8 protein-coding genes are annotated in these 12,756 nt (G+C 30.4%); 2 read left to right on the top strand and 6 right to left on the bottom strand.

Translation table 11 applies throughout. The annotated features are described in order from the left end of the window. Window positions 1–64: 64 nt before the first annotated feature. The 3 genes from gap to H0I27_RS06810 form a co-directional block, all read right to left on the bottom strand. Entirely contained in the window at window positions 65–1,066 is a 1,002-nt protein-coding gene (gene gap / locus H0I27_RS06820; protein ID WP_218733083.1) for a type I glyceraldehyde-3-phosphate dehydrogenase, read from the bottom strand. 25 nt (window positions 1,067–1,091) lie between these two features. Further along, on the bottom strand, window positions 1,092–2,075 hold the full coding sequence (pfkA, locus tag H0I27_RS06815) for a 6-phosphofructokinase (protein ID WP_165730296.1): 984 nt from the start codon (window positions 2,073–2,075) through the stop codon (window positions 1,092–1,094). Window positions 2,076–2,300: 225 nt separating this feature from the next. After that, on the bottom strand, window positions 2,301–6,686 hold the full coding sequence (locus H0I27_RS06810) for a translocation/assembly module TamB domain-containing protein (RefSeq protein WP_254713153.1): 4,386 nt from the start codon (window positions 6,684–6,686) through the stop codon (window positions 2,301–2,303). A 239-nt stretch (window positions 6,687–6,925) separates the two neighbouring features. Between H0I27_RS06810 and tsaD the strand changes: the two genes are divergently transcribed. Together tsaD and H0I27_RS06800 are read left to right on the top strand one after the other, a co-directional pair. Next, the gene (tsaD, locus tag H0I27_RS06805) at window positions 6,926–7,957 is read left to right on the top strand and encodes a tRNA (adenosine(37)-N6)-threonylcarbamoyltransferase complex transferase subunit TsaD (protein ID WP_218733081.1); all 1,032 of its coding nucleotides are present in this window, start codon (window positions 6,926–6,928) and stop codon (window positions 7,955–7,957) included. A gap of 49 nt (window positions 7,958–8,006) precedes the next feature. Next, entirely contained in the window at window positions 8,007–9,863 is a 1,857-nt protein-coding gene (locus H0I27_RS06800) for an LTA synthase family protein (protein WP_254713152.1), read from the top strand. A gap of 44 nt (window positions 9,864–9,907) precedes the next feature. Here H0I27_RS06800 and H0I27_RS06795 read toward each other — a convergent pair whose 3' ends face one another. Genes H0I27_RS06795 through H0I27_RS06785 form a run of 3 tightly spaced genes read right to left on the bottom strand, consistent with a single transcriptional unit; the run spans window position 9,908 to window position 12,752 of the window. Next, window positions 9,908–11,443 carry an ATP-binding protein gene (locus H0I27_RS06795; RefSeq protein WP_218733080.1) on the bottom strand — a complete coding sequence of 512 codons (1,536 nt, stop codon included), beginning with the start codon at window positions 11,441–11,443 and terminating at the stop codon, window positions 9,908–9,910. Window positions 11,444–11,448: 5 nt separating this feature from the next. Next, window positions 11,449–11,934, bottom strand: a complete 486-nt coding sequence (locus tag H0I27_RS06790) for a Rab family GTPase (RefSeq protein WP_218733079.1) — start codon at window positions 11,932–11,934, stop codon at window positions 11,449–11,451. A gap of 17 nt (window positions 11,935–11,951) precedes the next feature. Then, window positions 11,952–12,752 (bottom strand): cell envelope biogenesis protein OmpA, encoded by an 801-nt coding sequence (locus tag H0I27_RS06785; protein WP_218733078.1) that lies wholly within the window; start codon window positions 12,750–12,752, stop codon window positions 11,952–11,954. Window positions 12,753–12,756: the final 4 nt, after the last annotated feature.

Here is a 12,756-nt window from a genome sequence, read left to right as displayed (position 1 = left end):
AAAAAAAAAGCCTGATAGAAAATTAATTCTATCAGGCTTTTTATTATGTATAAGCTACTTTATATTATAAAGAAGCAGCATATTCGATTAAATCAACAATCTTAGTTGAATAACCCATTTCGTTATCATACCAAGAAACAACTTTTACAAAGTTATCGTTTAATGCGATACCAGCTTTAGCATCAAAGATAGAAGTACGAGTATCTCCAACAAAGTCTTGAGAAACTACCATATCTTCTGTGTATCCTAAAACACCTTTCATTGCATCACTTTCTGAAGCAGCTTTCATTGCAGCACAAATTTCTGCATAGGTTGCTGGTTTCTCTAACTTCACAGTTAAATCTACAACAGAAACATCCATAGTAGGAACTCTAAAAGCCATACCAGTTAATTTTCCGTTTAATGCAGGAATTACTTTTCCAACAGCTTTTGCAGCTCCAGTTGAAGAAGGAATTACGTTACCAATTGCAGAACGTCCACCTCTCCAGTCTTTCATAGAAGGACCATCAACAGTTTTTTGAGTTGCAGTTGCAGCATGTACAGTTGTCATTAAACCTTCTGAGATACCCCAGTTATCGTTTAATACTTTTGCAATAGGAGACAAACAGTTTGTAGTACAAGATGCATTAGAAAAAATCTTTTGATCTGCTTTTAATTCTGTATTGTTAACACCCATTACAAACATTGGTGTATCATCTTTAGAAGGTGCAGATAATACTACTTTTTTAGCTCCTGCTTCTAAGTGCTTCCCTGCAGTTTCTTCTGTTAAGAAAAATCCTGTAGATTCGATTACATATTCAGCTCCAATTTCATCCCATTTTAAATCTGCTGGGTTTCTTTCTGCTGTAATTCTAATTTCGTTTCCGTTTACAACTAACTTACCGTCTTTTACATCAACAGTTCCATCAAATGCTCCGTGAACTGAATCGTATTTTAACATGTAAGCTAAATAATCTACGTCTAATAAATCATTAATTCCTACTACTTGTACGTCTTTTCTATTTACTGTAGATCTGAATGCTAATCTTCCAATTCTACCAAATCCGTTAATTCCTATTTTAATCATTTTACTAGTTTTTAATTAATTATTTTTATGTTGTTATGATATCAGAAATTCTAAGTAACTCGTGGTTTATAGAATGTCCACCAGCAATTGCTACTTTAATATCTGTACTAATTACTAAATTATCTTTTAAACCTACCATTAGATTTGTTTTACCATCTAATAATAACTCTACCGCTTTTACACCTAGTCTACTTGCTAAAACTCTATCGAAACAAGAAGGAGAACCTCCTCTTTGCATATGACCAAGAATACTAACACGAACATCATATTCTGGTAAGTTTTGCTCTACATAACTAGCTAGTTCGTATACATTTTTACCAGATTTATCACCTTCTGCAACTACTACAATACTAGATGATTTACCTGCTCTTCTACTTCTTTCTAAAGATTCTAGCATTCTATCTAACCCTAAATCTTCTTCAGGAATTAAGATCTCTTCTGCTCCTGCTCCTACACCTGCATTTAAAGCGATAAAACCTGCGTCACGCCCCATCACCTCAACAAAGAAAAGTCTGTTGTGTGAAGATGCTGTATCTCTAATTTTATCTATTGCTTCTACGGCGGTATTTAAAGCTGTGTCATACCCTAACGTATGTGAAGTTCCAAAAATATCATTATCAATAGTACCTGGAATACCTACTACAGGGAAACCAAATTCTTCGTTAAACAATACTGCTCCTGTAAAAGATCCATCTCCACCAATTACAACTAGTGCATCTACCTCACGTTCAATTAAGTTTTCGTAAGCTTTCTGTCTACCTTCTTTGGTTCTAAACCCTTTAGATCTAGCAGATTTTAAGATTGTACCTCCTTTGTTAATAATATTATGAACGCTCCTTGCATTTAAATCAACAAGATCATCTTCAATTAAACCTTCATATCCTCTATATATACCTACACAACCTAAACTATAATAGGCACAAGACCTAACTACGGCTCTAATTGCGGCGTTCATTCCTGGAGCATCTCCTCCAGAAGTCATAACTGCTATTTTTTTAATTTTCTTCATATCCTGATGTAAATTTACTGCTTTATAACCATTTAAAATAATAAAATTACGAAATCGTTTTAGGCTAATTTTCGTTATTATAAGTGAAAAGTAGCTATTTTTTTTTAATTATTTTAATGGTGTACATTAATGTTTTGTTATTATTTTTTCAGACGCAAAAATAACCATGAACTCGAAAAAATTAAATGATAAAAATCACTTTTATTTTAATAAATAGTAAGTTTATTAGTTTCCTTCAAAATTTATTAACTTATCCTTTAATCTTAGGGTAGAATCTCTTTTTATGAAAGTTTCATTTTCTCTAACCCCCCTTTTCTTTCCTTTAATTTTTCTTAACAAACCAGAAAGTGTATTAAAATTAACCTGATAAGAAAGTCCTACACCTTGCGTATAGCCTTCTTCTTCTGTAGAATATTGTATTTCGTTTTGTCTATTAAAAATAACTCCTCTAAAATTACCTTCTTTATTTAATAGTATTTCAACTTTTACTTCACCAACTACACTAGATTGCGTTTGTGTACCAACAGGCACTCCCACTTTTCCGTTAATAACAACTTTATCACCCAATTGTGTACTTACAGAAACATCAACCTGATTATCTGTATATAAACTACCTATATCTGTACCACTATTTCCTTGTTGATAATCTACTCCTAATTGAAATTTACCATCAGGGTTATTTAATAAACTAGAAAAAGCTGCAGACACTGCACTAGAAGCTGTATTAGAAAAAGTTTCACCTGCATTAAAATCTGCTCTATCTGGGTTGGCAAAACTACCAAAAGCAAGTAATGATATAAATTGTGTTGTTTTTTCGTTTACATTATTATCATTTAAAATAAACTCCAACTCACTCGCAATCGATGGGTCTACATTTGTTAATTGAATGTCTAAATCTTGTTTAGAACTAAATAAACCTCCTGTAATTTTGGTTACTAGATCTACCTCTATCTTTCTATTAGAATTAAAATTTTGCAATAAAACTCCTGGGTTGGCTTTTGCTTTATAGATTGCTGTTACATCTAAATTGGCTTCATACGGATTTCCGCTCCAAGAAACGGTACCTCCTTTTTGTATTAAGAATGGTTTACTTACAATACCTCCATATTTAAAATCGTAAACACCACTATCTATCATATAATCGCCAAACATGTTAAATTTACCACGTGTATTTATCTCTATCCTTAAATTTCCTTTACCGCTACCAGTTAACTGACTCCCATTTACCTCATCTATAACTACCTGAGCCGTTGCGTCTCTTGTTACATCTAAATCCATGTTTAAAGACAATCCTTTAATAGCTTCTAAGGCAACCTCTTTTTGTTTTTCTTGAATTCCAGTTTCCTTCGTTTTAAAATGGATTAAATTATAACTATCTACGGTTTCTATATCTTTTAAAGGAACAACAAATGCAGTACCAGGCATGGTTTTAGCGTTAATATCTATTGTTAATTGATCTGTTAACCCCGTAATATTAGCTGTACCATCTATAAAAGCAGATCCGTAATAAAGTGATTCATCAGTATTTTTAGTATCTAAAACTAATAAATTATTACTTTCTATTTCTATATTTAAAAACCACTTTTTAAAATTCAAATGGGTTATATCACCAATAAGCCTCCCACGGCTTTTATGCTTGGTATCTACCAATTTTACTTCTTCAAAAATAAACGACTGTTCTTGTAAACTGATTATAGATTCTCCTTCAAAATCATAATCTACATTAAGATACGGAAACTTTAAACCTGCATTTTTAAGCGTTAAAGTTCCTTCCATTTCGGGGTTCCCCAAGAAACCTCTTAAAGAAAAATCTCCATTTGCAGTACCTCTTATAGAGGATAAAACGTCTTGACCAAGCGGACTAAAAGCATCTAAACCAAACTCTTCTAAGTAAACATCTAGATCTATTAAAGGCCGTTTTTCTGAAAAATCCAAAGAACCAGTTGCTGCAATACTTTTTACCTTTTCATTATTTATAGATAAATCTACTTGATACTTTTTATAAGAATTATTTCCTTTTACATTTAAAGATAAATCTCCTTGCTTAAAATTATTGACTTGAAAATCTGCAATAGAAAGCAATGCTTCCGGATTGTAAACACCTTTACTTTGAACAAAGTCTACATGACCAGACAAAACTCCCTTTAACGCAAGGCTATCAATCTTAGGTAAAAAACTCTCTAATTTCACTTTTGTAAAATCTGCTAAAAGTACTTTCTCAGAATCTCCTTTTACACTACCAGAAAACTCTATTTTTTGCTCGCCAGAAGTAAATTTAAACTGACTAAAGTTAAAATCATTTTCTTTGATATTGAAAGTAACTTTATTTTTATTTAATACGTCTGGGTTAATCTCCCATGTATTTTCTTTAAATATTAAGGATGATTTTTCGAGACCAACAACAGATTTCCCTTCCGGATTAAATGTGTAGAAAAAATCGAGATTAAAATTTTCGTTCTTTTTATTACCTCCTTTAAATTCTGATTTAAAGTACAAGGTATCATTCTGATTTAAACTTAATAAGTTTAATTTAGAAACATTATAATATTTTGTATTTACTTCGGATGCTGTTAAATGGGAATTATAAAGAGGATTTTGATTATCTGTTCTTAACAAAATATCTTTTAGCTCATTGCCATAAGCTTCTATTTTGGGCGAAGAAAACGTTAACCTTAATTGGTTTTTATCTGCTTTAATTTTACCTTTTATCTTTGTATTATTATCAATAGAAATCTCAGGAAAAAACACCGTAACAATTTGATTATAGATCGTGAAATTAAAATCTAGAAACTGATTTGGTGCTACAGAAAAAGGTGTATAGTTTGTATAAACACTACCCAACGCATTTTGTGCAACGGGTAACAGTTCAGAAAAAGAAAATTTACCCGTAAGATATCCTTCTGCAATATCTTTAGAAACTACTTCTATTGTTTTAATACTATCTTTTAAAGAAGATAATACATTAAATTCTTTAAAATTAAATTCTTCTTTTTGGTTTGTGTATAAAATATTCGTAAAAGTTGCTTTTCCAGTAATATCATCAAAGGTGTTTCCTTCTACATCTAATTCTATATCACCCTTTAAAACAGCAATACTATCTCTTGTAAAAAGGTTTGTTTCTTTTAAATTAAGGTATTCTATATTCGATTTAAAATCGAACTTATTGATGTCTGTAGACAAATCTGCTAATCCGTTAAACTTCATTTTAAAGTTAACGTCATCTATCTTTAAATCTCCATCAAATTTATTATTTTGATACTGACCATTTGCTTCAATATTTTTATAGGTATACTTTTTAAAATTGAGCGCTGCAACAGTACCTATAAAAGAAGTATTAATATTATCTAATTTAAAACCACTACCTTTTACATCTCCTTTTAGGGAAACATTACCAAATAAAGGATCATTAAATAACTCACCAATATCAAACATATTTAACGCTATTTTTCCGCTGTAGGCGGCATAATCAATATCGTCTATATTAGAAATTTGCAAGTCGGAAACAACATTCCCTATTTCAGATTGTAAATCTAAATTGGCTTTAATTTCTTTAGAAGTAACATGTACTTGCCCTTTTAAAGTAAATCTTCCAAATTTAGCAAATTCCGATGGCAGTGTTTTTCCCAAAACGTTCGGTAAAATACTTTTTAAGTCATAATAAGTAGCTGCTACATCTCTTAAATTACCATTAAAAATAAAACCTTTTTCAGAATCTACCGCATTTACAAAACCTAAATCCCCAATTACTTTAATCCCTCTATTAGAACTTAATCTAAGATTATTTAACGAGAAATTATTTAACCTTCCTTTAAAGTCTCCAGTAAAAGTAACGATATCATTTCCATACAACTCTTTATAATACTTCTTTAAATCTGGTATAGAAATGGTGCTTTTATTAAAATCTGCTATAATATCTACCTTATTATTGAAGTCTATTAAATCTTCTCTTTTGTAGTTAAAAGCTATGGTGCCTTTAATATTTGATTCTCTAGTTTGTAATGATGTATTTACAAAATGCATTTCCGTTCTAGAATACGAAAAATCGGTTGTTAAACTTGTAACCTCTAACCCCCTATTATCTACAAAAAAAAGCCCTCTGATGTTCGATGAAAAATCAGGTCCATAAACTAATAAGTCTTGTAAGTTTCCACCACCATTACTTGCGGAAAACAAAATAGGATTGCTACTATTTTCGTTAATCAATTTATAATTTAAATCGCTTACATAAACATTATCAGACTTTAAGATAAAAGGCTTGGAGAGAGAATCTTTTGGTGTACCATCATTAAAATTATCTATAAAAACAGCCATAGAATCATCTTTCTCTCCTTTATAGGTTTTCATATAAACATAAGCACCGTCTAAAGAAATACTACCAAGATTCACTTTATTATCTAAAAAATTCTTTGCATTTAGAATGGAACTTGATAATTTTTTAACATAGATTAAAGTATCTTGATGATGGTCTTTAATATCTACTCCTTTTAATTGAATATTCCCTAAAAGAGATAAGTCTATTTTTTCTATAGAGATATTCGTATTAAAATCTTCATTAAGTCTTTGGGTGGCATAACTACCTAACTTTGTTTGTACAACAGGTAAAGAAATCAAAATAAAAATGAACAGCAAAAAGAGTACAAAGTACCCAAGCCATTTCAGTATTATTTTTCCAACTTTTTTGATAATTTTTTCTATTTAAAATGAGTGTAACAAAGATGATATATAGTAATCAAAAACGTTGCCAATTACTACAAAGAACGTGCAAATTTAACAAAGAATTAAATTTCTATTCTTAAAAAAGGAAGACAACATAAAATAATCCTTAATTTTGCTTTAAATTATCATTTTTAATGAAAAAACAGGTTTATATATTAGGGATAGAATCTTCTTGTGATGACACAAGTGCCTCAGTAATTTGTAACGCAAAAGTGCTGAGTAATGTTGTTGCTAACCAAGAAATACATTCTAAATATGGTGGTGTTGTTCCAGAATTAGCGTCTAGAGCGCATCAACAAAACATTGTTCCAGTAGTGCAACAAGCTATAGAGCAAGCAAATATAACTAAAGAAAATTTATCTGCAATTGCATTTACAAGGGGGCCTGGTTTAATGGGTTCTTTACTTGTAGGTACTTCTTTTGCAAAATCTTTAGCCTTAGGTTTACAAATACCTTTAATAGATGTAAACCATATGCAGGCTCATATTTTATCTCATTTTATTGAGGATGAGAATAGTAAAATGCCTCCTTTTCCTTTTATATGTTTAACTATTAGTGGCGGACATACACAAATTGTAAAAGTTACCAATCATTTTGAAATGGAAGTTTTAGGCGAAACCATTGACGATGCTGTTGGTGAAGCTTTTGATAAATCTGCTAAAATTTTAGGTCTTCCTTATCCTGGTGGTCCTTTAATAGACAAGCATGCAAAACTAGGAAACCCGAAAGCTTTTCAGTTTACAAAACCTAAAGTAGGTGATTTAGATTTTAGTTTTAGCGGATTAAAAACGGGGATTTTATATTTTATTCAGAAACAAGTAAGAATAAATCCGAATTTTATTGAAGAAAATTTAGATGACATTTGTGCTTCTATACAATATACAATTGTAGAGATTTTAATGGATAAATTAAAAAATGCGGTAAAACAAACAGGCATTAAACATATTGCTATTGCTGGTGGAGTTTCTGCAAATTCAGAAATTAGACATCGCTTACAGTTAGCAGAAAAACATTTTGGATGGACAACCTACGTACCTAAATTTGAGTATACTACCGATAATGCTGCAATGATTGCTATTACTGGTTATATAAAATACTTAAACAACGATTATTCTGATGTTTCTGTAACTGCAAAAGCGCGTTTAAAAGTTACTGAGAATTCTTAGAAACTTTTTAGATAAAATAAACATAATTAACAAACTGAATTTCTACTCCTTGAAAACATTAAAAAACAGATTTCTATTCAATATTTATTATTTTCTATTATGGATAGGATATTTTGCGTTTGCACGATTATTTTTCCTTCTTTTTTATCTTGATAAAACAAAAGAGTTAGACTTTTTAACGACACTAAAAACATTTCTTTACGGTGTACGATTAGACAGTTCTTTTGCCGCATATTTATGTTTTATTCCGTTTTTAATCATCATTTTTTCTGTTTTTATCAATTCAAAAATAATTAGAACAATTATAAAATGGTATTCGGGTATTATGATTGTTATTTTAAGTTTATTACTAATTATAGATGCTAGTTTATATCAATCTTGGGGAACGCGTTTAGATACCGCTTTACTAAAGTATTTAAATACTCCAGAAATTATGATTGCTTCTGTTTCTACTTTTCAAAAGATAACCGGAACCCTATTTTGGATTGCAACTTCTTTCATCTTTATAAAATGGTTTAACAACATTATTTCAAAGAAAATAGCAAAGGTAGAAGAAGGCTTTTGGCTACAAGCTGTGCTATTTTTCTTAATAACAGCTGCATTAATTATACCAGTAAGAGGCGGTTTACAAACCATACCTGTTAACCAAAGTAATGTTTACTTTTCTAGTAATATGTTTGCAAATCACGCATCCATAAATTATGCTTGGAACTTTTTTAACGCACTTACACATAAACCAGATGGTAAAAACCCTTACAAATTTTTTGATAGTGAAATAGCAAAAAACACCATCAAAAAAAGAAGATCTCAACTTTTAACAGCTGATACTGACAGCATTTTAAACACCACAAAACCCAACGTAATCTTTATTATCTGGGAAAGTTTAACAGCAAAAGTTGTAGGGTCTTTAGGAGGTGAGCCAAATGTAACAGAAAATCTAAACAAGCTCTCTAAAGAAGGTATTTTATTCACCAATTACTACGCGAACGGAGATAGAACAGACAAAGGGATTCCTGCTATTTTAAGTGGGTACTATCCCCAACCATCGCAGAGCATTATGAAAATGCCAAATAAAAGTAGAAACCTACCAATGTTACCTAAAAAAATGATCGATTTAGGCTATCATACTTCGTTTTATTATGGTGGCGATTTAAACTTTGGTAACATGAACACCTATTTAAGAAATTCAGGAATTACCGATTTTGTAGATGGTAATGATTTTGATGTAAAAGATTGGAATTCTAAATGGGGAGCGCACGATCACGTGTTTATGAAACGTTTAGCAGACGATTTGTCTAAAAAACAAAACGAACCTTTCTTTAAAATAGCGTTAACACTTACAAGCCACGAGCCATACGAATTCCCTGACACCTATAAATTCGGAAAAGATACTGAAGAAAATAAGTTTAGAAGCGCGCATGCCTATACAGATAAAACCATTGGTACATTTATTAATTTTGCAAAACAACAGCCTTGGTACAAAAACACCTTAATCGTTATTATTGCAGATCATGGGCACCGTTCTCCGGAACATAAAGGCACCTTTAATGCGCCCATAAAATTTCAAATACCTATGTTGTGGTTAGGTGGTGCTCTAAACAAAAAGGGAATTGAAATAGACAATATTGCTAGTCAGGTAGATTTATCTTACACACTTCTAGACTTACTAAATGGTGATAATTCTGATTTTAAATTTAGTAAAAACATTTTTAATACTTCCGATAAACAATACGCACATTATATCTTTAACAAAGGATTTGGCACACTTACTAAAAATGGACTTTATCTATTTGATCATGTCAGTAAGAAAGCAATTTTAGAAGAAGGTACGGAAGCTGCAAAATTAGACTCTTTAGGAAAATCTATTTCTCAAGAAGCTTTTCAAGATTTTTTAGAGCGTGATTAAGTTACTAAATAGAGCTTACACTAAAGTTTCTTTTGTTTGATCAATTATTGGTGAAGAAAAACATTTCTAATTTTCGCTATAAAATCAACAATAGTATAAGGTTTAGAGATAACTCCAGAAAACCCTAAGATAGAATACCTTTCAATATCCTCCGTAGAAGTATTGGCTGTTAATGCTAAAAAAGGGGTTCTAGAATTGACGTTTGTAGTAGTCGCTTTCTTTTTTATCAATTCTTCACCAGTCATATTTGGCATGTTGATATCTAATAAAACAACATCAAAAACTTCATTTTCAATTTTAGAAAGTGCCTCTAAGCCATCATTTACAATGGTTACATTCACTTTTTCTTTTTTCAAAATATGCGCAACTATTGTTTGATTCATAAGATCATCATCAGCCACTAAAATATTTTTTCCTTCTAAATCGATATTTTTATTATTAACCTTTTCTGGAATTATTACCTGCTTCTTTAATTTTGACTTTTTTTCAAAAGGAATTTCAACAAAAAAGGAAGTTCCTTTATTTAATTCACTTTTTACAGAAATATTACCATTCATAGCTTCTACCAAACGTTTTACAATAGCCAATCCTAAACCAGCACCACCATAAACTCTATGGTCATTTAATTCGTTTTGTTGGTATTCTTCAAATATTTTTAACCGTTGAGACTCGCTCATCCCTCTACCAGAATCTGTAACTTCAAAGATTATGGCAACCTTACTTTCTGTTTCAAAAGACACTTTTAAACTTATAACAACTTTCCCTTTATTGGTAAACTTAATAGCGTTGCTAATTAAATTTGATAATATCTGTTGAATTCTTACAGCATCTCCTAAAACAATTTCCGGCAGTTTTTCTGATGCTAAAAAAACTAATTCTACATTTTTATTGGTATGAATATGCTGAAAATCATTTTTGCAATTCTGAATAGTTTCTACAATAGAAATTTCTTCATTTACCAAAACTAATTTACCAGCTTCTATACGTGATAAATCTAAAATATCATCTACTATAACCTTTAAGTTTTTCCCTGAGTATGATAAGTTTTTAATGTACTCGGTAACTTTCTTATTCAAATTTTCTGATGAAATCATTTCAGAATATCCAAGAATTGAGTTCAATGGATTCCTAATTTCATGACTCATCATTGCTAAAAAACGAGATTTCTCTTCGTTCGCTTTATCTGCAAGTTTTCGTAGCTTTTCTAATTCGATATTTTTCTCTGCAAGTTCCCTTTTGATAAAGAAAATATCATTTCTATTTTGATTTAACTCACTTACATATTTATATACATTGCTTCTATTATGTATTAAAATAGTGATTTGAGCATCCTCTTTAAAAAGTTCTAAATCTATATTACATTCTGTATCTTCAGATACAATAACCATTCCCTCTAATAAAAAGGGATCATTTAACGGTAAAGCTTCTAAAGTTCCCTCTAAGAAAGGGCAAGAATCGTAAATAGAATCTTGAATTGTAAATGCAGTTTTAGCAAAACTCCCTGCATCAATGTTTGTAATAACCCCCGAAAAATCGGTAGTTAATTGTATAAAAACATCATCTATTTTTGCAGGTATCAATAGTATTATTTTAAAGCTAATGTAGTTAATTTCATAAAAGCATCTTCAACATTTTCATCTTCTTTGGCACTGGTAATTAAATCTATATGTACAGAAACTTTCTGTACTACATTTTCTAATTCTTCTGCAGAAAGTAAATCTTTTTTGTTACCAACCACTATTATGTTTTGCAAGCCAGATAATTCTTTAACCATATTTAGATTCTCGTCTATAGTTAAATAGGTTTCCTCTCTGCTTACATCAAACACAAACATTGCCGCATTAGACCCTAAAAAATAAGCTTTGGGTATTTTATCATTGCCACTTGTACCTGCAACATCCCAAATCATCAATTTAATAGTTTCATTTTTATATTCCACTATTTTTTTACTCACTCTAACTCCAATTGTACTAATGTAATCTTCAGAAAACTCATTTAAAACAAACCGTCTAATTAATGATGTTTTACCAACACCAAAATTACCAACGAGTAGTACTTTTTTTGCAATCATAAATTCTGAATAATTATTTACTCTTTAATCAATTCGTTTAAAATTAAATTATTCAAACGCTCTTCATCCGATAAATAAGAACGATCTCTTAAAATAATTTCTGATAAGTTATTTATATTGTCAGACAATTCTTCTGCATGCTCTTCTGTAATAACCCCAGAAGTTGCAATGGCAATATAAATAGTTTTAAAGTTTTTTATAGAAAGCTGAAAAGTTTCAAACTTTATATTTTCTAAATCCTGACCTTCTTTAGAAAAGGCATCTTCAGCAAAAGACTTAATAGCTGTTAACATGCCAGAAATCATATCCTTATCTGCAATATTTCCTCTAGAATAATTTCCAGAAAGTAAACCAGATTCTTTTTCTATGATAAAAACTTCTTCTATAACAAATTCAAAAACCCCTTCTAAAACAATACCAGCATCATTTCTTTTTCCTTTAAAAAATCTTTTAAGAATTTGTTGAATAGAGAATTTTTCTTTAACAGTTTCATTAATACTGTCTGATAATTTAGTAATTTCTGCAACAATAAATTTCTTAACCATTTTACCCATAATTGGGTATAAGGCTTCTACAACTTCATCTTGAGAGTCTCTTATTTGAACTTTTATCGTTTCTGTAATGGTGCCTCCAAAATCTCTTGAAAAATTATTACGTAAGTCCGTAATTTTTTCATCTACAAGAGGTGCAACTCTTTTAGACAATTTTTCTCTAAGGATAATTTCTTCACTAAGAGAATCAAATTTCTCTCTATCATCAGCTAATAAAAGTTCTCTGAGCAACTCAAAACGATTGTCTTTATTGTTATCTGCAGGCATTTTT

This window comes from Polaribacter sp. HaHaR_3_91 (assembly GCF_019278525.1).
GTDB lineage: Bacteria > Bacteroidota > Bacteroidia > Flavobacteriales > Flavobacteriaceae > Polaribacter.
The sequence above is the reverse complement of the archived record's forward strand: the minus strand, read 5'-3'. Positions and strand labels throughout refer to the sequence as shown.

Coding starts and splice junctions, on each gene's coding strand:
- gap (WP_218733083.1), bottom strand. CDS start 1,066: ATGATTAAAATAGGAATTAACGGATTTGGTAGAATTGGAAGATTAGCA.
- pfkA (WP_165730296.1), bottom strand. CDS start 2,075: ATGAAGAAAATTAAAAAAATAGCAGTTATGACTTCTGGAGGAGATGCT.
- tsaD (WP_218733081.1), top strand. CDS start 6,926: ATGAAAAAACAGGTTTATATATTAGGGATAGAATCTTCTTGTGATGAC.
- H0I27_RS06790 (WP_218733079.1), bottom strand. CDS start 11,934: ATGATTGCAAAAAAAGTACTACTCGTTGGTAATTTTGGTGTTGGTAAA.
- H0I27_RS06785 (WP_218733078.1), bottom strand. CDS start 12,752: ATGCCTGCAGATAACAATAAAGACAATCGTTTTGAGTTGCTCAGAGAA.